Source organism: Paralimibaculum aggregatum (assembly GCF_030270585.1).
Taxonomy (GTDB): domain Bacteria; phylum Pseudomonadota; class Alphaproteobacteria; order Rhodobacterales; family Rhodobacteraceae; genus Thermohalobaculum; species Thermohalobaculum aggregatum.
In genome coordinates, this window is record NZ_BSYI01000011.1 from 89031 (window position 1) to 110811 (window position 21781).

The 21781-nt window shown below is 64.1% G+C and carries 16 protein-coding genes; 7 read left to right on the forward strand and 9 right to left on the reverse strand.

Going from position 1 to position 21781, the window contains the following annotated elements; all coding sequences use genetic code 11:
* Window positions 1–173: 173 nt before the first annotated feature.
* From QSJ97_RS08745 to QSJ97_RS08770, 6 genes are all read left to right on the forward strand, one after another.
* Entirely contained in the window at window positions 174–2468 is a 2295-nt protein-coding gene (locus QSJ97_RS08745) for an NADP-dependent malic enzyme (protein WP_285671342.1), read from the forward strand.
* A 356-nt stretch (window positions 2469–2824) separates the two neighbouring features.
* Complete coding sequence (locus tag QSJ97_RS08750; protein WP_285671343.1) at window positions 2825–4729, forward strand: propionyl-CoA synthetase; 1905 nt, start codon at window positions 2825–2827, stop codon at window positions 4727–4729.
* Between the two features lie 113 nt (window positions 4730–4842).
* Window positions 4843–5688, forward strand: coding sequence for a response regulator (locus tag QSJ97_RS08755; protein WP_285671345.1), 846 nt, complete (start codon window positions 4843–4845; stop codon window positions 5686–5688).
* Between the two features lie 23 nt (window positions 5689–5711).
* Window positions 5712–7169, forward strand: coding sequence for a sigma-54-dependent transcriptional regulator (locus QSJ97_RS08760; protein WP_285671408.1), 1458 nt, complete (start codon window positions 5712–5714; stop codon window positions 7167–7169).
* Window positions 7170–8069: 900 nt separating this feature from the next.
* On the forward strand, window positions 8070–9278 hold the full coding sequence (locus QSJ97_RS08765) for an AAA family ATPase (protein WP_285671346.1): 1209 nt from the start codon (window positions 8070–8072) through the stop codon (window positions 9276–9278).
* Window positions 9268–11808, forward strand: coding sequence for a S8 family serine peptidase (locus tag QSJ97_RS08770; protein ID WP_285671347.1), 2541 nt, complete (start codon window positions 9268–9270; stop codon window positions 11806–11808). Before QSJ97_RS08765 ends, QSJ97_RS08770 begins: the two co-directional genes overlap by 11 nt.
* A 187-nt stretch (window positions 11809–11995) precedes the next feature.
* On the opposite strand, the gene QSJ97_RS08775 is transcribed toward QSJ97_RS08770, so the two are convergent.
* Window positions 11996–13081: an IS5 family transposase gene (locus QSJ97_RS08775; protein WP_285671348.1), complete on the reverse strand. Its 1086-nt coding sequence runs from the start codon at window positions 13079–13081 to the stop codon at window positions 11996–11998.
* Window positions 13082–14737: 1656 nt separating this feature from the next.
* Between QSJ97_RS08775 and QSJ97_RS08780 the strand changes: the two genes are divergently transcribed.
* A complete protein-coding gene (locus tag QSJ97_RS08780; RefSeq protein ID WP_285671349.1) occupies window positions 14738–15469 on the forward strand; it encodes a hypothetical protein in 732 nt (243 codons plus the stop codon).
* Window positions 15470–16167: 698 nt separating this feature from the next.
* Here the strand turns inward: QSJ97_RS08780 and QSJ97_RS08785 are convergent.
* From QSJ97_RS08785 to QSJ97_RS08820, 8 genes are all read right to left on the reverse strand, one after another.
* The gene (locus QSJ97_RS08785) at window positions 16168–16692 is read right to left on the reverse strand and encodes a hypothetical protein (RefSeq protein WP_285671350.1); all 525 of its coding nucleotides are present in this window, start codon (window positions 16690–16692) and stop codon (window positions 16168–16170) included.
* A gap of 159 nt (window positions 16693–16851) precedes the next feature.
* Window positions 16852–17415 carry a hypothetical protein gene (locus tag QSJ97_RS08790; protein WP_285671351.1) on the reverse strand — a complete coding sequence of 188 codons (564 nt, stop codon included), beginning with the start codon at window positions 17413–17415 and terminating at the stop codon, window positions 16852–16854.
* A complete protein-coding gene (locus QSJ97_RS08795) occupies window positions 17412–17606 on the reverse strand; it encodes a hypothetical protein (RefSeq protein ID WP_285671353.1) in 195 nt (64 codons plus the stop codon). Before QSJ97_RS08795 ends, QSJ97_RS08790 begins: the two co-directional genes overlap by 4 nt.
* Window positions 17603–17884 carry a hypothetical protein gene (locus QSJ97_RS08800; protein WP_285671354.1) on the reverse strand — a complete coding sequence of 94 codons (282 nt, stop codon included), beginning with the start codon at window positions 17882–17884 and terminating at the stop codon, window positions 17603–17605. The genes QSJ97_RS08795 and QSJ97_RS08800 overlap by 4 nt, the downstream gene beginning before the upstream one ends.
* Window positions 17881–18186 (reverse strand): hypothetical protein, encoded by a 306-nt coding sequence (locus QSJ97_RS08805; protein ID WP_285671355.1) that lies wholly within the window; start codon window positions 18184–18186, stop codon window positions 17881–17883. Before QSJ97_RS08805 ends, QSJ97_RS08800 begins: the two co-directional genes overlap by 4 nt.
* 63 nt (window positions 18187–18249) lie before the next feature.
* On the reverse strand, window positions 18250–19050 hold the full coding sequence (locus QSJ97_RS08810) for a hypothetical protein (RefSeq protein WP_285671356.1): 801 nt from the start codon (window positions 19048–19050) through the stop codon (window positions 18250–18252).
* Window positions 19051–19063: 13 nt separating this feature from the next.
* Window positions 19064–19393, reverse strand: coding sequence for a hypothetical protein (locus tag QSJ97_RS08815; RefSeq protein WP_285671357.1), 330 nt, complete (start codon window positions 19391–19393; stop codon window positions 19064–19066).
* 54 nt (window positions 19394–19447) lie between these two features.
* Complete coding sequence (locus tag QSJ97_RS08820) at window positions 19448–21778, reverse strand: hypothetical protein (RefSeq protein ID WP_285671359.1); 2331 nt, start codon at window positions 21776–21778, stop codon at window positions 19448–19450.
* Window positions 21779–21781: the final 3 nt, after the last annotated feature.

Here is a 21781-nt window from a genome sequence, read left to right on the forward strand (position 1 = left end):
GCGCGGGGGACCGGGCTAGGATACCGCCGCGCCCGCTGCCCTATGGCATCCCGCCCCGCGAGACGGATGGGGCGGGCGGCACGGGAGGGCAGCCGGGACGAGGACGTCAAGAACCGGAGCGGGGGCGGCGCGTCAGGTGCCGGCCACCCGCCGAACAGGGGGAGGACCGGCGCATGAGCCAGGCAAAGGACGACGCGCTGCGCGAAGCGGCGCTGAGCTACCATGCGGAGCCGACGCCGGGTAAGCTCGCGATCCGTGTCACCAAGCCGATGGCGACGCAGCGCGACCTCTCGCTGGCCTATTCCCCCGGCGTGGCCGATGCCTGCCTGGCGATCCGCGACGAGCCGGAACTGGCGTTCAAGTATACCGGCAAGGCCAACCGGGTCGCGGTGATCTCCAACGGCACCGCGGTGCTCGGCCTCGGCAATATCGGTGCTGCCGCCTCCAAGCCGGTGATGGAGGGCAAGGTCGCGCTCTTCAAGAAATTCGCCAACATCGACGGCTTCGACATCGAGGTGAACGAAACCGACCCGCAGAAGCTCGCGGAGATCGTGATCGCGCTCGAGCCCACCTTCGGCGCCGTGAACCTCGAGGATATCGGCGCGCCGGCCTGCTTCGAGGTGGAACGGATCTGCAAGGAGCGCATGGGCATTCCCGTGTTCCACGACGACCAGCACGGCACCGCGATCGTGGTGGCTGCAGCGGCGGTGAACGCCATGCTGCTGGCCGGCAAGGCGCTCGCCGATGTCAAGATGGTCTCGACCGGGGGCGGCGCCGCCGGCATCGCCTGCCTCAAGCTGCTCTGCGACATGGGGCTGAAGCGCGAGAACGTCTTCCTGTTCGACATCGACGGGCTGGTCCATGCCGGACGCGGCGGGCTCGACGCCACCAAGAAGAGCTTCGCGCAGCCCGAGAATGTCGGCGCCCTCGACGAGGTGATCGCGGGCGCGGACATGTTCCTCGGGCTCTCGGCGGGCGGCGTGCTGAAACCCGAGATGGTGGCCAAGATGGCGAAGGACCCGGTGATCTTCGCCCTGGCCAACCCGACACCGGAGATCTGGCCGGATCAGGCCCGCGAGGTGCGCGAGGACGCGATCGTCGCCACCGGCCGCTCGGACTATCCCAACCAGGTCAACAACGTCCTCTGCTTTCCCTTCATCTTCCGCGGCGCGCTGGACGTGCAGGCGACCCAGATCACCGAGGAGATGAAGGTGGCCTGCGCCGAGGCGATCGCCGGGCTGGCGCGGAAATCCGCCACGGCCGAGACCGCCGCGGTCTATCGCGGGGAGCGGATGGTCTTCGGGCGCGACTACCTGATCCCCAAGCCCTTCGACCCGCGGCTGCTCGGCCAGGTCGCCGGCGCGGTCGCCCGTGCGGCGATGAAGGCCGGGGTGGCGCGCAAGGCGCTCGACAGCGTCGACGACTATCAGCGCCGGCTCGACGCCTCGGTGTTCCGCACCGGGATGATCATGAAGCCGGTCTTCGAGGCGGCGCGCTCGGGCCACCGGCGGATCGTCTTTGCCGAGGGCGAGGAAGAGCGCGTGCTGCACTGCGCCCAATCGATGCTGCAGGAGGGGGTGGACCAGCCGATCCTGATCGGGCGTCCGGACGTGATCGCGAGCCGCATCGAGCGCGCCGGGATCAACCTGGTCGCCGGGCGCGACTTCGAGGTCTGCGACCCCCATGACGACCCGCGCTACAAGGACTACTGGTCCGAGTACCACGACATCATGCAGCGCCGCGGCGTCACGCCCGACCTGGCGCGGACCATCCTGCGCACCAACACCACGGCGATCGGCGCCATCATGGTCCGCCGCGGCGAGGCCGACAGCCTGATCTGCGGCACCTTCGGGCAGTATCTCTGGCACCTGAAATACGTCGACGAGATCCTCGCCGGCCTGCCCGACGGCAAGGGCGGCAAGCTGAAGCCGATCGGCGCGCTCTCGACGTTGATCCTCGACCAGGGGGTGATCTTCATTGGCGACAGCCAGGTGCATCCCGATCCCTCCGCCGAGCAGATCGCCGATACCGTGGTGGGCGCCGCGCGGCACATCCGCCGCTTCGGCATCGAGCCCAGGATCGCGCTGCTCAGCCATTCGGTCTTCGGCAACCTCGACACCCCCTCCGGGCGCAAGATGCGCGAGGCGCTGGATCTGCTCGAGATGCGCGGGGTCGATTTCGAGTTCGAGGGCGAGATGCATGCCGACCATGCGCTCGATCCAGAGCTGCTGCGCCGGATCATGCCCAATGCCCGGCTCACCGGGCCGGCCAACTGCCTGATCTTCGCCAGCGTCGACGCCGCCTCCGGCAGCCGCAACATCCTCAAGCAGCTCACCGGCGGCCTGGAGATCGGGCCGATCCTGATGGGCATGGGCAACAAGGCGCATATCGTCAGCCCCTCGATCACCGCCCGCGGCCTGCTCAATATCGCCGCATTGGCGGGAACGCCCGTTACCAACTATGCATAGTGCTGAATAGGTGAATTCAGGGTCCGGAAGCGAATCGGTGCCGGCAGCAGATCGATTTGTCCAGTCACGGGAGAATCCCGCGCTGCCGCGGGAAATTCACGGCAGCGCGGGAGGCGTCAAGAAATCACTTCTTGCCGCCGGCCTTGCCACCACTGCCGCTGCCGCCCTTGGTCGAGCTGCCGCCGGCTTTTTTCGTGTTGGGGTTGTTCGACATAGCCATGTCTATTTGTCCTCTGGACCATACCGGGGCGCGTAATTGCACCGCGGTGCCGTATATGTGAGCTGGGCACTTGGCGCCGACAAGATGGGGGCAACCCCGCGCGAGAAAAATATTTGGCGCGAGCCAGGAGAGAGAGATGGAGGAACGCATGGCGAGCTATCGCGAGGTCTATGACGGCTGGAAGGCCGATCCCGAAGGCTTCTGGATGGAAGCCGCGAAGGAAGTCGACTGGATCAAGGCGCCCAGCCGCGCCCTCGACGACAGCCGCGCGCCCTTCTACGAGTGGTTCGCCGACGCGACCTGCAACACCTGCCACAACGCCGTCGACCGCCATGTCGAGGCCGGCCATGGCGACCGTGTCGCGATCATCCATGACAGCCCGATCACCGGCACGCAGCAGAAGATCACCTATGCCGAGCTGCAGGAGAGGGTGGCGCGGCTCGCCGGCGCGCTGGCCGCGAAGGGCGTGGTCAAGGGCGACCGGGTCATCGTCTACATGCCGATGGTGCCGGAGGCGGCGATCGCCATGCTCGCCTGCGCCCGGATCGGGGCGATCCATTCGGTGGTGTTCGGCGGCTTCGCGGCGCACGAGCTGGCGGTGCGGATCGATGACTGCACCCCGAAGGCGGTGATCGCCGCCTCCTGCGGCATCGAGCCGAACCGCGTCGTGCCCTACAAGCCGCTGCTCGACGCGGCCATCGAGCAGGCCCGCGAGAAGCCCGAATTCTGCGTGGTGCTGCAGCGCGAGCAGGCCCCGGCCACGCTGATCGCCGGGCGCGACCACGACTGGCACGCGTTCCAGGACGGTGCAGAGCCGGCCCCCTGCGTCGAGGTCGGCGGTGCCGACCCGCTCTACATCCTCTACACCTCCGGCACCACCGGGCAGCCCAAGGGCGTGGTGCGCCCCACCGGCGGGCACATGGTGGCGCTGCTCTGGACCATGCGGAACATCTATGGCGTGGGGCCCGGCGACACTTACTGGGCCGCCTCGGATGTCGGCTGGGTGGTCGGCCATTCCTACATCGTCTACGCGCCGCTGCTGATGGGCTGCACCACCATCGTCTTCGAGGGCAAGCCGATCGGCACGCCGGATGCCGGCACCTTCTGGCGGGTGATCCAGGAGCACGGTGTGAAGGCCTTCTTCACCGCGCCCACCGCGTTCCGGGCGATCAAGCGCGAGGACTCCGCGGGCGAGTTCGTGAAGAAATATGCCATGCCGAGCCTCGAGGCGCTCTATTTCGCAGGCGAGCGCTGCGACCCGGACACGCTGAACTGGGCGGCAGAGAAGCTGGGTGTGCCGGTGATCGACCACTGGTGGCAGACCGAGACCGGCTATGCCATCGCCGCGAACCCCCGCGGGCTCGAGCTGATGCCGGTGAAGGCCGGCAGTCCGACCGTGGCGATGCCGGGCTACGACGTGCAGATTCTCGACGAGGGCGGGCATCCGATGGGACCGGGCAAGCTCGGCGCCATCGCGGTGAAGCTGCCGCTGCCGCCGGGCACGCTGCCGACGCTCTGGAACGCCGACGACCGCTATCGCAAGAGCTATCTCGAGGCCTTCCCGGGCTATTACGAGACCGGCGATGCCGGGATGATCGACGATGACGGCTATCTCTACATCATGGCGCGCACCGACGATGTCATCAACGTCGCCGGCCACCGGCTCTCCACCGGCGCGATGGAGGAGGTTCTCGCAGGCCATCCCGATGTCGCGGAGGCCGCGGTGATCGGCGTGCATGACGATCTGAAGGGCCAGATGCCGCTCGGCTTCGTCTGCCTCAACAACGGCTGCAGCCGCAGCCACGACGAGATCGCGAAGGAATGCGCGAAGCGGATGCGCGACGAGCTCGGCCCGGTGGCCGCCTACAGGACCACGGTCGTGGTCGACCGGCTGCCGAAGACCCGCTCGGGCAAGATCCTGCGCAAGACCATGGTGCAGATCGCCGACGGGCAGGACGTGAAGATGCCGGCCACGATCGAGGACCCGGCGGTGCTCGACGAGATTCGCAGCGCGCTCGGCAGCATCGGACGCGGCACCTGACCCGCCAGTTGTGCAGTCCTTGCTCCACGCACCTTGAGCCTGCGGCCGCGGCACGTATGTTGGCAGCCGCGGGGGTCGGGATCGACCCGGCCCCGCATGCGGCGGAGCGCGCGATGAACCTCGACGGCCTGCACATCCTCCTGGCCGAGGACAACCCGACCAACCAGATGGTCGCTGCCCAGATGCTGAGCGCCCTCGGCGCCTCCATCTCGCTGGCGGTCGACGGGGTCGAGGCGGTCGAACTCGCCGCGAAGGAGCGCTTCGACCTCGCCCTGATCGACATCGAGATGCCGCGGATGTCGGGGCTCGAGGTGATGCGGCGGCTGCGCGCCGCGCCGCCGCCGCTCTGCGACATGCCGCTGATCGCGCTCACCGCCTATGTGATGCGCGAGCACCAGATCGCCGTCGAGGAGGCCGGAGCGGACGGGCTGATCGCCAAGCCGATCCTCTCGATCGAGCAACTCGGCTCCGAGATCCGCCGCTTCATGCGGGCGCGCCAGCGCCGCATCGAGGGCGGCCCGCGGCTTGCCCCCGATCCCGAGACGCCGCCCCCCGCTGCGGCGGAGGCGGACCGCGCGGCGTCCGGCGATATGGACGAGGCGCAGGCCGAGGCGGCGGCGGAGGTCGACCCCAGCACCTATACCGCGCTCGCACGCTCGATCGGCCCGGACCACATGCGCGACCTCCTGCGCCAGATCGACGAGGACATCCTCGGTGTGCGCCGCGACATCGAGACCGCCAGGGCCAAGCGCGACACCAAGTTGCTCCGCGAGGCGACGCATATTCTCGTCGCCGTCGCCGGCACGCTGGGCGCGACCGCCCTTCAAAAGAATGCCCAATGCCTTAATTCTGCCGCGCATTCGAGCGAATTTAACGAGATTAACCGGCTTGCTGGAATCGTTTTGTCCCAAATTGATCACCTTCGGGTCTTTGTCAGTATAAAATACAAGGGTATGTAATGACGTTGCGTCAGTCTGAGCCCGTGTTGCTGGTCGAGGACACCCGTTCGCTCGCGAGCCTCTACGAGGCCTATCTGAGCAAGGCCGGGTTCAGGGTAGAGTGTGCCTATGACGCAGAAAGCGCCGTCGCCGCCTATGACCGTCTGAAACCCCGAATCGTGCTGCTCGATCTGGTCCTCCCGGATCAGGACGGACTGACCGTGCTGCGCAAGATCCACGGCACCGATATCAGCGCCAAGGTCGTCGTGATCACCGCCAACGGCTCGATCAACCGCGCGGTGGAGGCGATGCGCGAGGGCGCTTTCGATTTCCTCGTGAAACCCTTCGACGAGCGTCGCCTGATCGGCGCGGTGGAGAATGCGCTGACCCTGCTCGGCGACGAGGCCGCGGGGGGACCGGCCGCCACCGAGCCGGACATGAGCACCGCCGAAGGCATGCAGGGCTTCATCGGCAGCTCGGAGCCGATGCGGCGGATCTACTCCATGGTGCAGAGCATCGCACGCTCCACCGCCACGGTCTTCATCACCGGCGAGAGCGGCACCGGCAAGGAGATCTGCGCACAGGCGATCCACGACCTCTCGGTGCGGCGCAAGGGGCCCTTCGTGCCGGTGAACTGCGGGGCGATCCCGCGCGACCTGCTGGAATCCGAGCTCTTCGGTCATCTGCGCGGCTCCTTCACCGGCGCGGTGCTCGACAAGCGCGGCGCGGCGGCGGTGGCCGATGGCGGCACGCTGTTCCTCGACGAGATCTGCGAGATGGACCTGGCGTTGCAGACCAAGCTGCTGCGCTTCCTGCAGACCTCGATGATCCAGCCGGTGGGCGCCACCGAGGCCTCGAAGGTGGATGTCCGCATCGTCTGCGCCACCAACCGCGACCCCGGCGGCGAGGTGCGCGCCGGTCGCTTCCGCGAGGATCTCTACTACCGCCTCCATGTGGTGCCGATCGAGCTGCCGCCGCTGCGCGCCCGCGGCAGCGACGTGATCGCCATCGCCGAGGTGCTGCTGGCGAAGTTCTCCGAGGAGGAGGAGCGCGACTTCAAGCGCCTCTCGCCCGCCGCGCGTGCGGCGCTGAAGGCCTATCCCTGGCCGGGCAATGTGCGCGAGCTGCAGAACGTGCTGCGCAATGTGGTCGTGCTGAACGAGGGCGAGGAGGTCACCCGCGAGATGCTGCCGCCGGCGCTGCTGGCGGCGGCCGACGGGGCGGATGGCGTGGCCGGCCCGGGTCCTGCCTTGGGTCTTGCCGCCGGTCCGGCAGCGCCGGCTGCGGCCGCGGCGCAGGGGGCCGCCGGGGCCGATGGCGCCGGACATGAAGCGGCGGTGCGCAGCCTTGTCGGCGTGCCGCTCGCCGAGATGGAGCGGCGCTTCATCGAGGCCACCATCGACGCCTGCAACGGCTCGATCCCGAAGGCCGCGCGGGTCCTCGATGTCAGCCCGTCCACGCTCTACCGCAAGCGCGAAGCCTGGACGCGCGGACAGGATTGATCTCCTGTCGCCGTCTGCGATACGGGGCGCGTGCCGGACACGGGCAGGCGAAAGGTTTCGCTTCCGTCCGCGCCAGGCGCGGAGCATCGGCTCGATGGCGGCGCCACCGGCGATTGGCCATTGAGGGCTTCTTAAGCCGCAGACCGGATACTCGCGGGCACGGGGGGGGATGCCCTTGCCAGGGCGCCAACGAGAGCCGCCGGGCGCGTTGGGGGCCCGGCGTTCCCCGGGAGAGTATCGGGGCGGTGCCCGTCCCGGAACTCGCCGGACGCGTGCGCCGGATCGGGTGGGGCCCGGCCACGCGCCCCTGGGGCGCCCCTGGGGAGGGTTGCCGCCCTAGCCATTCGGGCTGAGGATCTATCAATGATTTCAACGCGATTTCAGATGTTTCACGTTCTGTTCACGGGCTTTCGCGTCAATGGGTTAGAGGTTGAGTCTGAAGACCAAGCGGCGCCCCCTCACCCTCTTCGGTCGAGGCTTCGCTCACAACTCCTTTGGTAGGAGGTAATGACCTCATCCTCCGCCCGGGCGATCTCATTGGCCAGGTTCTTATCCTTGACGGGGGCGATCTTGGAGTCGCCTACATTGGTCGTCTCCACATTGTCTTGCCGCCCAGCCTCGCCCAAAGGCCACTCGAGTGCATCTATTGCCTCCGGTGTCCTCTCGCGAGCGGGACCAGACAGCGTCGCCCGCACGGTCGGGCTATCGACGGAGCGACGAGTGCGGTTGGGGGGAGCCTGGCCCTTAACCAATCGAGACCCCACGGATACAGATTCAAAGTGCATCTCAGATGATCTATCTAGCATAGTTGGAGATATAATATGATACTCTCTTGATGTGAATCATAGTTTATGCGATTCACATCGCAAAATCTCTGATTCAACAGCTGGGAGGATCGGCATGGAGCACTTCGCAGTCGTCCAGAGCATCATCAAGGCCGCCCTCACGGGCGACGAGGCCGCCGTGCGCAAGCAGGTTAGCCGCCTTGAAGCGCGGCTGCGCAAGAGCGGGGCCAACAAGGAGGTAGCAACGCTTGAGCGGCTATTGAATGCATCTTCCGAAGCGAAGGATCTGGTCCCCAGCCAGGTGGAGATCTCCCGCGCCCTCATCACCGGCGAGACGCTAACGCCTGAAGTGCACCCCCCCATAGACAGAGAAACGGGGGCCATGCTCTGTTTGATCGATTTTCCAAACGGGGAAACGCCGAAGCCGGTCTACGGACGAGCGGCACAAGAGACGATCGAAGGACTTCTTGGCGAGTGGCGGAACGGCGGCGCGCTACAGGCAATAGGCGTTGAACCGACGCGGTCCCTCTTGGTCTACGGCCCTCCAGGCACCGGAAAAACCTTAACTGCCCACTACATTGCCGAACAGCTAGGACTGCCTATGGTCACGGCGCGGATCGATGGACTCATTTCGTCGTTTCTCGGCACTACGGCGCGTAACATCGCGAACCTATTCGATTTCGCAAATCGATACGCGTGTGTGCTTCTGCTCGATGAATTCGACGCCCTCGCGAAGCTGCGGGACGACCCTCATGAAATAGGTGAGATCAAGCGGGTGGTGAACACGCTCTTGCAAAACCTCGATCGACGGCGAGCATTTGGCATCACGATCGCGATCACCAACCATGACGGGCTGCTGGATCCTGCCGTTTGGAGGCGATTTGAGACGCAGCTTTTCATTGGCGAGCCAGAGAATGTTGCGCGCGAGGCTTTAATCATTCGGTTTCTTGAACCGATTATAGTTGATAAGGCCACCGTCAGGGTGTTTTCCTACTGCCTTCCCGGCCGATCCGGTGCGGACCTAGAGCGCATCTGCCGTTCGGTGAAGCGGTCGGTCGTTATGGCCAGCGAGGAACCCGATGCATCAGCCTTGTTTAAAGCCCTGAGCCAAGTGCTCGGACGAATGCCAAAGCTTGACCATGCACCTGCCCGCATCCTTGCTGAAGATCATCAAGCGTTTGTAAGCCTCATAGCCAACGACCCCGACATCGGACTAGACCAAACAGAAATTGGCCGAGCAACTGGAACAACCCAAAGTCGCGTCAGCACACTTAAGAAAGAAAGAAGACACGTCGATTTGATGGAGAGGATAAATGCCCAATAATCCAGTTCAGATTATCCTTAACGATACAGACTTCCATCGCGCACCGGACCCTGGCCAACCACCGCGGCCCAAGGATTTTTTCGCTGGCGCCGATAAAGCCTTTGTAACCCATCGCGATAGACTCGCCGCAAACGTCCAGAAAATCATCGACGACGTAAAAGAAAGTCCTTACGGACCCGCTACCTATTTGAAAGTTCAGATGCGGCCCGAGGCGCTCGCTAAGTCCTATAGGCCGATCTTCTGGTTACTAAAGCCTGATCAGTTTCCATGCATCGGCGCCGAGTCTGTGGGAACACTATATTTTCGATCGCCGCTGATATACTTGCGCCGACTAAAGGCACGAATTGAGGAAGCGGAACCCTCCGTACGCATCGCCACCCGACAAAGGGACGGCAAACCCTATCCATCACCCTCACGGAAGCGGGCTGAGGTTGGTGCAATTGAAGCGATCACGATCCCTTCGCCAACAGACAAGAGAAACTTCTCGACTGCAACGGCGATGAGGATGTTTGCCGATCCCGCCACGGTTTCTGGCTATCAGATCGATCTCTTTGAAGCGTTGGATCCTCAGGAGATCGCAGCCGACGCGACAGGATTAACCGAACTCTACCGATCGCTGGAAAGACTCCTTCTATCTTTCGGGCCAGGGACACGTACACTACTGTCTGTACGACTTGCCAGAATGCCGGTCTTGGAGTTTCAACTCACGCAGGACGACGCCGATCCAGTAGTTGATAATAGGCTGGGGCTCATCCGGAGCGATGTCTCTCCGGCAAGAGCGCCAACACTGATTGATCTGAATGCGGATCGCCACGAGGCGGCACTAAACGCCTTGCAGGATCACCCGCTAGTCCGCGCGATCCGTCCGCCAATTCGGTTGCAGTTGATCGACACTCCCATAACAGCTGCAAGCAATGCAACCGATGCGGCAACTAAGCCGATTTTACTACCAAAGCCAGCCCAAGATGCGCGGTATCCCATCGTCGGCGTGATCGATTCCGGCGTCGGTGAGATCCTCGATCCTTGGGTCTTGGACCGATTCGATTTTCTTGACGCCGAGGATTACGACAAAGAACACGGGACTATGGTCGCTGGCTTGATGACAGTGGGCCAACAGATCAATGATCCGTCCATCGCTCCAGAGCGCGACGGCTGCATGATTGTCGACATTCCGCTCTTTCCAAGCGGTCCATTCCGCGAGCTTTACCCTGACGGATTTTCCCAGTTTCTAGCCGAGGTGGAGCAAGCCGTGCGGGAAGCCCGTGAGAATCACGGCGTGCGCGTTTTCAATATGTCCATCAACGCCACATCGCCGGTCGATCGACACACCTACAGCTCCTATGCCGCGGAGCTGGATCGTATCGCCGACACGTATGGGGTCGTATTTGTGAATTCAGCGGGCAATCTCAGCCATTCTGAAGCTCGTGCGCCATGGTCGCCTAAAGTGTCGGAAGTTATCCGTTACTTCGCCAATCGCACCGCTCCGGATACGATATTTAAGCCGGCCGAAAGCGTTCGGTCGATTTCCGTTGGCGCCCTCAATCCGCCAACGATCGACTTATCCCACAGAGACAGCACGCCTACGGTCTACACGCGCCGCGGTCCAGGGCTCCAGGTTGGCGTTAAACCCGATCTGGCGGCGTTTGGGGGTACCGGATCGACAGCGCAAGACGCTTCGACCGGCCTGACGTCAATCGACTGCCACGGCGCAGTGACACCAGTCATCGGGACAAGCTTTGCCGCACCGCTGGTGGCGCGTAGCCTAGCGGGGCTCGACGCTGCGACTTCAGGCGGCCTGACGCCTGAAGCGCTTCGCGCAATGATGTTGCACAATGCCGTGATGCCTCAACCGCTAAGGAAACGCGGTCTTGGCGATCTCGCCCGGCAATTTGCAGGGTTTGGTCAACCTTCCTCCGTCCAAAACATGCTAGAGACCGACGATCATCAAATCACGCTGCTTTTCCAAAGCCGCCTTGAAACTGGCGAGAAGAAGCCGGTGATCTTGCGCTTCCCCTTCTCCTGGCCGCAAAGCTTGGTGTCGGGCGGAAAGTGTTCGGGCCGCGCCCGGATCACGCTCGTCTATGCGCCACCGCTCGATCCTGCGTTTGGCGCAGAATTCGTCCGCGTCAATCTCGAGGCCAGTCTCAAACAGCGCCAAGCGCGGAACGCAAAGGATGGATCGGCGCGGTATACGACGCAGATCGACCCGAAGTTTTTGCCCAAACGAGCCAATCTTGCAGTACCGGAAAAGGCGCTCATTGACCAAGGTCTCAAATGGTGGCCAGCGAAACAGTACGGGAAAATCTATAGAGGCCATGGTACGTCCTCGGAGTGGCGACTAGAGGTGACAAGCCTAGTGAGAGCGGAGGCAACATTCCCCGCCGAAGGTATCCCCTTCGCCGTGCTCCTCACTATTGATGATCCGGATGGAATTGCGCCCGTGTTTCAAGAAATGCAACAAGCTTTGCAGGCGAGCGCCGCTCAAATGCATGCGCTGCAGACAGTGTTCCGCGTTCGCCCCCGGCGCTAGAGCAGAAGGCACTCACATGGAAGCCTCTGGTAACCGGCCTTCAGGAGCGGAAGTTGGAGACCTTCGGTAACCGCGCCGACGGCGCGGGACGACGGGAGAGCGGCGTCGAGATCGGCCCGGGTGCTCTGGAGGCGGCCAGTACATCGTCACCGGGCGGCGGATGGCGGGCTTCCGGCCCGGTCGCGCGTCATGCGGGCGCACTCCTCCTGTCGAGCCAACACCATCGCTTCATGTTGTAGGCCATGTTGGCGAGCGTGACGGTTGCCGTGGCCCGCGCGATGCCGATGGTCCGGATCACGAGCCCCATCGGGCCTTTCTGGTGGGCGAAGGGATGCTCGACATGCGCGCGCACCGCGGACTTGGCGGCGTTCGCCCTGGCGGTCCGCTTCGGCATCGGCTTGGCCTTCGGCTTGCGCCGGTGGATGCGGCTGACCTTGCCGATCCCGGCGAGGAACCGCTCGTTCGCCGCCGAGCGATAGGCGCTGTCGGCCCAGATGTCGGAAGCTGTGTTGTTCGGATCGATCAGCCCCTCGCGCAGCCGCGCGCCGTCATGCGCCGCCGCGTCGGTGACCTTCGCGCGCCGGATGACGCCGTGCCGGCGATCGATCGAGATGTGCGATTTGTAGCCGAAGGCCGGGATCGCGATGTCGATCCGCGGCGTGCCGTCGGCGGCCGGCTTCGCCTTGGCGAACTTCACCGTCCAGCGCGCGTCCATATCCTTTTGGCGCGCCCTCGCGGGCTTGTCCGGCCAGATGGCGTCGGCCGTCTCCCCGGCCTTGATGCGGGCCTTCTCCTCCTCGGTGTTGCGCTGGCGGGGCGCCGCCACCAGCGTGGGGTCGAGGATCTGCCCGGCCATCGGCAGATACCCCGCCTCGGTGATCGCACGGTCCAGGCGCGAGAACAGCGCGTCGAGCGCCCCGGCTCCGATCAGCGCCTCGCGGAAGTCCCACAGCGTGTTGGCGTCCGGCACGGCGTCGCCGGGACCGAGGCCGCAAAAGCGCATCCAGCTCAGCCGGTCGGCGACCAGGTATTCCGTCTGCGCCAGAGACAGCCCGTGCATCGCCTGCAGCACCAGCATGCGGAACTTGAGCACTGGATCGAAGGGCGGCCGACCGCCCCGGGAGAGGTCCCGCGGCCCGAGCGTCGCGTCCAGGTCGGCACGGAAGATCTCGAAATCCACCGTCGCGCCCAGCTTTTCCAGCGGATCGCCCTGAGCGGAGAGTTCCCGCAGTCGTTGCTCGACGTCCCAAAACCCCGGCTGCCGTCCCGCCATGCTCGATCCCCTCGCCTGCGCCTCACGACGATGGAATCATGCAATTCCGGTCAGCGCCAGCCCAGTTTCCGGAGGTCTCCATCTGTTAAGCGCCCGCTGCCGGGCATCAGGGTGCCTGGAAGGCTGAGCACCCACTCCCGCAAACCTGCCGTCCGATTCGGACGCAGCGAACGGCCGCATCCCGCCCTTCTCCATCGGGAAGTACAATCACGTCCAAGCAGCGCATTTAGATGGATTGGATGCCCCTCCTGCCGGTTCCTACGTAACCGCCGGGAGGTTTTGCCTGGGGGTCTGTCTGGGCCAAAACTGACCGATTCTGACCGGGCCCATGGCGGAAATCGCGAGGCTTCCAGTATTCCTAGCACAGTGGAAGACCGGCGGCGCGGCCAGGCCGATTTCCTCAATCTTTCCGGTACGCCCTGTGCAGGGGCAGCCGGTTCGGACCTTCAAGAATGACCGAAACGGGAAGATAGCCACGGCCATCAACATGGGCAATGCTGACTCCTCGTGCTGTAGATGGTTTTGCTTCTCCTGCTTCTGGGTTAAGATGAACCAAAGTGGGGTAACAGCCAACACGAGCGTGCCATAATGGGGATAATGAAGCAGCACGTTATCTATGACGCGATGCGGTATGTTTATTTTTCATTTATTGTTATCGGTCTTTTCATATCTGCTGGCTGTGCGAATCGCGATTTAACAGCCGGACAGCAGAATTTCTCCCACAACGAAAACGCAGAAGCACAAATCGCTAGAATCGGACGGTCGCTTGATCGCGAGTATCCGAGGAATCTCCCAATTTTTGGCATTCGGCAACGCCTTCACCCGGATCGAATCGATGTATTGCGAGAGTTCGTACGTCGCATTGACGGCGGCTCCTTCATTATAGGCGGAGATCCTGTTTATTATTTTGATATCAACCGTGGTCAATCGCGATATACGAGCTCTGTGGGGAGTATCAGAACCAGGATGAAGATCTACACCTATACGGTCGAACTCAGAGAGGCTCGTTCAAATAAGCTGATAATGTCAGGTCGGGCTAACGAAAAGTGCGTCGACAAGAAAGTTGCATTTAGTTACCCGATAAGTTGCGAAATACAAATAAATCGCGTACTGGCCCTAGCCCTCTTAAGCATGAGATAGCTCATTATGCACCAAATAGCGCCAATAGTATGCATCGCTCTGTTGTTTTCATGCATAAAGGTAGAGCCCTCTCAGATCAACTCCCTATTTATTAATTCTGAGGAAGAAGAGAGGCGCGCTAGGGAGTTCTTATCAAGAATATACAACAAGTATGGAGGGGTGCGGAACCCCACAATAGGTGTGATAAATCCTCGCAGGCATGACTTTACAGATATTGTAGCTGAATTTGCGAGCCGTGCAGGGTGGATTTTTGTCAAAGGAGGGCATCCCAATTTTTTGATCCAGTACGATGTGGAATATGAAGTGTTAGGTTCCCGATTTAGTGCGTATGATGTTAAGGCGCAGTTTATAGATGTAGGTGGGACATCCGGAGGCGTAGAAATACTGTACGCCTCCCGGAAGAAGCGCACCTGTATACGTGAGGAAGTATCTCGAACACTCAGGTGTTCAAAAGCACCGCGGGTATTGGCCAAGGCGGTGCTATACTCGTTTATCCACCGATAGCGAGAGGTAGTCATGATCTATCGCAGGTTTTTTTTGTTGGGAGGCTTCGCATCGATCGTCGTTCTTCCAAGCGGCTGCCTGTTCCTGCTGGCGCGGCTAGCATTGAGAGGCGGCCTTCTTCGGGCGGGTGCTCGGGGATTGCGGCGAGGCCGCGCTGGCACTGTAAACACCTTTGGCCGGGGCGCTGGAGCAGCCGTGCAGGCAGTCCGGATCGCGCGCTTGACTCGCGGCACCACACGAATTCTGCGCCTTGATGACAAAAAGGAAGCTGGGGCCGTGGATGTAGATGACGATGGCGCCGCCTGCAAGACGCCGGGCGGCGACACAATAACGTATTCCAACAGAGACGGAAGGTACTTGATCCACTACAGCAGGCTATATAACGTCGAGTGTGGAAGAACAAAGGCGATCGATAACGATAACTACCACTACGATTACAGAAATCGATTCATTGGATCGGATCGGATAGATGGCAAGTCAGTCAAGCACTACGATGGAGATGGAAACAGTATCGGCGAGAGCCGGGTTGTCTCAGGTGGTGAAGTCCCTCAGCTTAAATCTAACCGACTTGCGGGAGAGCTTGAGAGAATGGCAAAGCGTGGTGGCTTGGCGGACCCTCGCATCGCAGAGAAGTATCAAGAAATCGAGCGAATAATGAGTGTGTGCAACACAACATATCCACCGAGGTGGTGCCAAGACAGCCATATTCGAGTTGCAAATTTGCTTAGACAGCTTGAAAATTAGCGCAATTTTGTCAACGCTCGCTCTACAGCTTCTTGTTTTGAAATTGAGCAATCGCTTCCGCGATTATTGCAACGCACATGAGCATGACCAGACATGACAACATGATTTCCACCAGACAGCTCCTGCGTGTTTATTAGTAAAACGGTCGCTGAGGCCGTGCTATAGCGCCCCGGAGCACGTTGTATGGACGTATCTAGCTCAATAACAAAATTAGGTCGGCCGCCCTCTATAAAAACTGCCCCTCCCATCCTACGGACGTAGTTAAAAATGATATATGTATAGTTCTCTCTCTTTGGCTGGGATAGCCCAAATGTGTAATTGTACTGCGGACCATAGTTGCTGCGCAGAGAGTTTAGGACCCGTTTTGCGGAGTTGTCATGGGCCACGTCAGCAGGAATACGATTTCCACAGGAAATATTCGAGATCAATAAAATTAACACACATATACGTTTGAATGTACAATGCATTGGGGAAACTTCCGTCGCAACACCTTTGATTTGATCCAGTGTATCAGCTGCAGAGCGCCCATGATCGTCAGGCGCCAAGATTTTGGTGTCCAGGAGTGGTAGTGTCCAGAATCTTTCGCACATTTCTCATGCGACGGCGGTTCCGGTTTCGGCCTTGGCGGCCATCAGCGGGTCCATGTTGATGTATCAGGTTGTAGAAGCACCTTACCGCACGGCCCATTTCAGAAGGCCTTAAGACGGTCGAGGCGGAGCCATTCCCGCAAGAAGCTCGTCAGTTCCATCGAGCCAGCGCGCTGCCTCGCCTGCGTCGTCGTTGGCGCGAAGCTCCGCAGTCAGGCGGGTGAACGTAGGCACCGAGCGGATGACAATCTCAGCCAGGTCGACCTCGCTATCGGCATCAAGCATAAGCCACTGCGTGAGGTGAGCGGCTCCTTTGTTAATGTTGGTGCGTTCCGCTTTCGTGAGGAAGCTTCCCATCTTCGGACAAATGACGTTGGCTGGGTCGATCCCGATGTCAGACGCAATTAAGTCATCCGCGTTCGAGCGCTTTCCGCGAAGGAACTCATCAACCCGTCGTAGGGCTAAAAAACTGAGTAAAAGCGTGGCGTCAGAAACCAATTCGTGGCCGCGGCCCAAGCCTATAACCATCTCGTCAGGATCTTCATGCTGAGCGAAATCTCTGCACCAGACCTCGAATGCGAAGCAGTGATCAATGCACTCGCAAACCGTTGCAATTCGAGCAGCCTTCTCGTCCATAGTTCAAGCTTGCATAGACGATCATCGTACGCAATTGCCCATCCCGTAAGATCCGCATTCGAGCGGCTGTGATGGCTGTTGGAACAGGTTGCCGGATATCGTTGCCGCACCATCCGAGCCGACGAGCGGTGCGCTTGCGGAGGCGGCCCGGTGTGCCGCTCACAGCCCGCAGGCGGAACGCATCGCCGCGCTCAGCCGGGCGATGTCGCGGAGGCCATAGCGCGGGCCCTTGGCGCGCAGGATGCGCTCGGCCGTGGCCGCCCAGCCGGCCGGGCAGGCGATGCGCCGGCCCTCGCAGCCGGCCAGCAGCACCGCGCCCGCATCGGCGCCGCGCGGCAGCCGGTAGCGATCTGCGCCGCTGCGGATCAGGTTCGCGGCGATCCGCGTCTCGGTCGCCGAGCAGATCACCGCGGCCGGGCGCCCGGCCGGGATCGGCACGCTGTCCACCGCGCAGGCCGGCGGCGGCGGCACCGCGGGGCGGAGCAGCTGCGCGGCGAGATCCGCCGGCCAGCGGATGGTGACGTGCAGCCCGTAGCGCGCCGCGACCTTGCCGTCCGTGCTCGGCACGATCACCCCGACCTGGCACGCCCGGTGGTGCGGCGGCACCGTCATCAGGTGCTGGCCGCGCTCCCAGGCGGCGGCCGGGGCTGCCCACCAGCCGAGCACGAAGGCCGCGACCACGGCCGCGACCAGGCGGGCATATTCCCAGAGCTTCACGGTCATGCGTCACCCTCCTCGCGTTCCCGCGCGCGCTGCTCGAGGCGCGCCCGGATATTGCCGTTGATGGTCTCGAGCCGGGCCCGCGCATAGGCCCGCGCCTCCTCGCCGGCGCCCTGCGCCTCTGCCTGGCTCAGCGCATAGTCGAGCCCGCGCAGCGCGACCTCGAGGCCGAGCATCCACGCCTTATCGCTCATGGCATCACTCCCGTTTCGATCTGCGCGACCCAGCCGAGCACCCGCAGCACGGTCGCCTGCGTCGCCGGATAGTCGCGGCGGCAGACGCCGACCGCCTGCCCGTCGAGAACATCGAGCCGCGCCAGATCCTCGGGCGCGAGCGCGCCGCGGATCGCGTGAGCGCTGGCCGAGGCGCTGTCATACTCGGCGCAGGCATCGGACAGCGCAGCCGTCCAGTCCGGCTCGCCGCAGCCGGTGAGCGCCAGCGCCGCGGCGAGGGCGAGCGCCGCGCGGCTCACGATGCACCGCCCGGCTTGCCGCCCGGGATGGTCCAGCCGAAGAGCGTGAGCTCGGCCTTGCCGGTGATGCGGAGATAGTTGCCGACGGCGCGCATGATCACGGCCGCGAGGGCCGCATCGAGCGCGGTGAGATCGCCGAGCCATTCGGCGGCGAAGCTATCCGGCTCGCCGAGATCCACGCCCATGATCCGGGCGATCATGGCGAGGATCGCGAGCGCCGAGCCGATCTTGGCCCAGGTGCTCGCGGCGATCAGCGCCGGCAGCTGCTCCGGCGCGGCGCTGTCGTTGAAGGCGTCGGTCATGTCGTCTCTCCATGGCGAAGGGCCCGCCGGGGGCGGGCGGTCAGGTCGGCGGTGGTCGGGTGGTCAGGTGTGCGGCAGCCCGGCGGCGCGGCGCAGGACCGCGGCGAAGAGGCCGTCGGCCTCGACATCAAGCCGCTCCATCGCAGCCTCCTCGGCGGCGATGGTACGGGGCCCCCGGATGCCGTCGACCGGCCCCGGCGAGAACTCGTGGCGGAGGGCGCGCTGCATGTCGGAGACGTTGGGCTCGCCGGCGAGCACCCGGCGCGCGCGGGTGGTCATCGCCGCCCGCTCCTCGGCATGGAGCATCGCCGGGCCGTTGATCCCCCTGGTGATCAGGTCGCCCTGTCCCATCCGGGCCCACCACTCGAGCGTGCGGCCCGCGACCCGCGTGCGCTCGAACCAGGCGCGGGCGATGGCCCAGAACGGGGCCGGCTCCGAGGCGAGCTCGGGCTGGTCCTCGAGCGGCAGGCCGACCCACTCGCCGACGGTGCGGTAGTTGCCGCGCCCGGTCAGGCCCGGCCCGCGCCCGCGGTAGCGGTAGCCGTCGCCGCTCGCCTCCGGGCCGTTGCCGTTGCGGTTGGCATAGGCGCGGTTGGCGATCAGCTCGGGCTTGAAGGCATGGGCGTGCGCCGCCTCCGGGTCGCCGCGATAGGCGCTGAAGACGTCCATGAGCCGGCTCGGCGAATAGCCAAGCCGTTCCTCGAAATGCTGGTATCCGCCGGTCTCGACGGCGAACTGCCCGATCATGTGGCCGAGCACCGACACATCGAGCCCGGCCAGCGCATCGGGCGCGGCGGCAGCGTAGGGGGCCGAGACGCGCGGGGCGGCCGAGCAGGCCAGGACAGCGGTGGTGATGGGTCTCATTGGTGGCCCTCGATCAGCGGGCCGCCGCTGAGCGCTCCTCGAGCGCCCGGATCGCGCCGCGGTTCTCCTTGATGGCCTCCTCGACGGCGAGGAACCGGCGCAGCGCCTCGGCGCGGTCCCGGTCGGCATCGAGGCGCGTGTAGCGTTCGGAGGCCTGCACGGTCAGGAACTCGATCCGCGCCCCCATCGCCTGCACGCGCTCGGTGAGCGCGGCCTGCCCGATCTCGAGGCTGTTCAGCTTGGCATAGAGCCCGAGCGCTGCCCCCGCCACGATCGGCGTTGAGGCAGCGGTGATCCAGCGGAGCACGCTGGCCGCGGTAATCGGCGTTCCGTTCACAGTCATGGTCCACCCCCGAGGAAGTTGCGGTTGCGCGTCGTCTTGAAGAAGGCGGCTGGCTCAGAACTGCATCAGCAGCCTGTTGCCGCCGAAGCGGGCGTCGAAATACCCCATCTCCTGGCGGCGCAGGATCGACGGATCGCTGACCATCAGCCCGCCGTAGAAATGCCCGGTGAAGAGGCCCCGGAACATCTGCACCGGGTGGCTCGTGGCATCGGCAAGGGCGGTCGGCGTGCCGGGCGAGAAGGTGCCCGTGTGCCGGTCGAAGCTGTAGCCGTGGTTCGCACTCGCCACGCCCGAGCCGAGGCGCAGGCTGTGCAGGTGCGGGTCCGCCCACATCGCCGCCCAGTCGGACTGGTAGATGCTGTCGATGCCCGACACCCCGTAATGCGGGGTGTCGTTCACATAGACCGCGATCTTCTTCGTGGCGCCCGAGACATCGAGCGCCCATTCGACCCCGCCGCCGTTGCTGCGGGCAAGGAAGCGCTGCGTGTTGCCGAGCACCGGGGCGAAGTCGCTCACCGCCCACTGGAACAGCAGCGCGGCGGCACTGTGGCCGGTGTCCGTGACGAGAGCGCCGCCGCTGGGGATCTCGAGGTAGTAGGCGCCGTCGGCGTTCTGCCGGAGCACCGGGTAGACGCTGCCGAGCACGCTATCGTGGATCCAGTCGATCTGACCGCGCTGGCCGTTGACGCGCTCGACGTTGTCGCCCACCGAGGGCGTGCCGCCGCCCTGCTTGACGCAGGCATCCGGCTGGATGATCCACCAGTCGCCGGTCTCGCCATCGTTGAAACGCTCTGCCGGGGTCCACGGCCGTGCCATCACGAAATCATCCACCCGCGGGCGCTGCGCCAGCGGCAGGCCCATGCCGCCCTCATGCGCCGACCTGATCCGCGGGGCGCCCTTCCAGAGCTCGCGCTCGTTGCGCAAGGTCTTGCCGAAGGCGAGCTGCGCGCCGGTCCAGTAGAAGAGCTCGGTGCCGGCCTCCCATTCCGCGCCGCCGGCCTTGGTGAGATGGATGGTGCCGGCGGCGGCGTCGGCGATGGTGGCGACGCCCGCGCTGCGGCTCGGATGGGTCTCGGAGGGCTCCCAGGTGTGGAAGCCCTGCACCGGGCTCTCGCTCGCATGCGGGGTCTCCGAGAGTTCGACCCACTCCGTCGTGAGGTCGCCGGTCGCGCCCTGCTTGTCGACCGTCACGATGATCGTCTTGTTGTCGCCGCTCATCGTGACCGTGCCGATATACGGGTCGGGCTGCACGGCGAAGCCGGCCCAGCGGGCCATCGTGATCATGTTGCGCCGGCAGGCCCGCTCCTGCGAGGCGGTGCCGTCGGAATGGCCGCCGTCGACCTTGCGGTCACCCTGCATCGAGCCGGACAGGTAGCCCTTCAGCGCCGCGTAATCGTGGATCCGCTCGCCCGCCGTCCAGACCGACCCCTGCCGCCCGCCGGCGGCGACGGGGTTGGCAAAGAGCATGTCGAAATCCTGCGTCCAGGTCGGATAGGTGCCGCTCGGATACTCGAGCTGCGCCCCGTCGCCGCGCGCGAGGATGATGTCGGCATCGGCCGGGAACGGCGAGCCGTCGCGGAGGTAGTGATCATAGGGCGTGTCGACGCCGTCGATGAACTCGTCATACTCCTCGGGCTGGTCGAGCGAGACCTCGTAGTTGAGGTAATGCGCGTTCACATCCGCGCCGCCGACCGCGGCGACCCGCTCGACATCCGACCACTGCCAGTCCGTGTCGGCGTCGTTCACGAGCTTCTCGTAGCCGGCGCCGTTGACCGAGAGCACCATGACGATGCAGGGCGTGTTGGACCAGGCGCCCCATTCCTCGGCCGCCGCGGCCCAGTTCACGGGATGCGCGCCGCCATCGTCGAGCCGGCGCTTGACCACCGTGCCGGTGCCCGGCTCGCCCGGGTTGATGTTCAGATCGACGATGACGACCGGGCCGGGGTTCACCGGCACCCGGGTCGCCGCCGCCCCGTGCCAGGAGGTGCCGGCATTGGACTGCCCGACCAGCGTGAAGCGGTGCCCGACCCCGCAGAGCTGCGTCGGCTGCTCGACCAGCGAAGTCGCGTTCTTCGGCCGGGCCTCGATCTTCCACCAGTCGTCGGTCGACCGGGCATGCACGAGCGTCGCGGTGCCGGAGCCCGCGGAAAGATCGTCGCCCCCGGCGTCGGTCCAGCCAGTGATCTCGGCGCTGTCGCTCGCGCGCAGAACGCGGATCTGCACCGGGCCGGTGAGGTTGCTCGCGGTCCATGAGAGGCTGATCGTGCCGTTGCCGGTGACCTTGTCGGCCTTCCAGACATGGGGATCGTCGATCGCGTCGATCGCAAACGCGGGTGGCGCCGCCGCCTCCTGGGCGGCAGCGAGATAGCCGATCGGCGTGTGCATGGG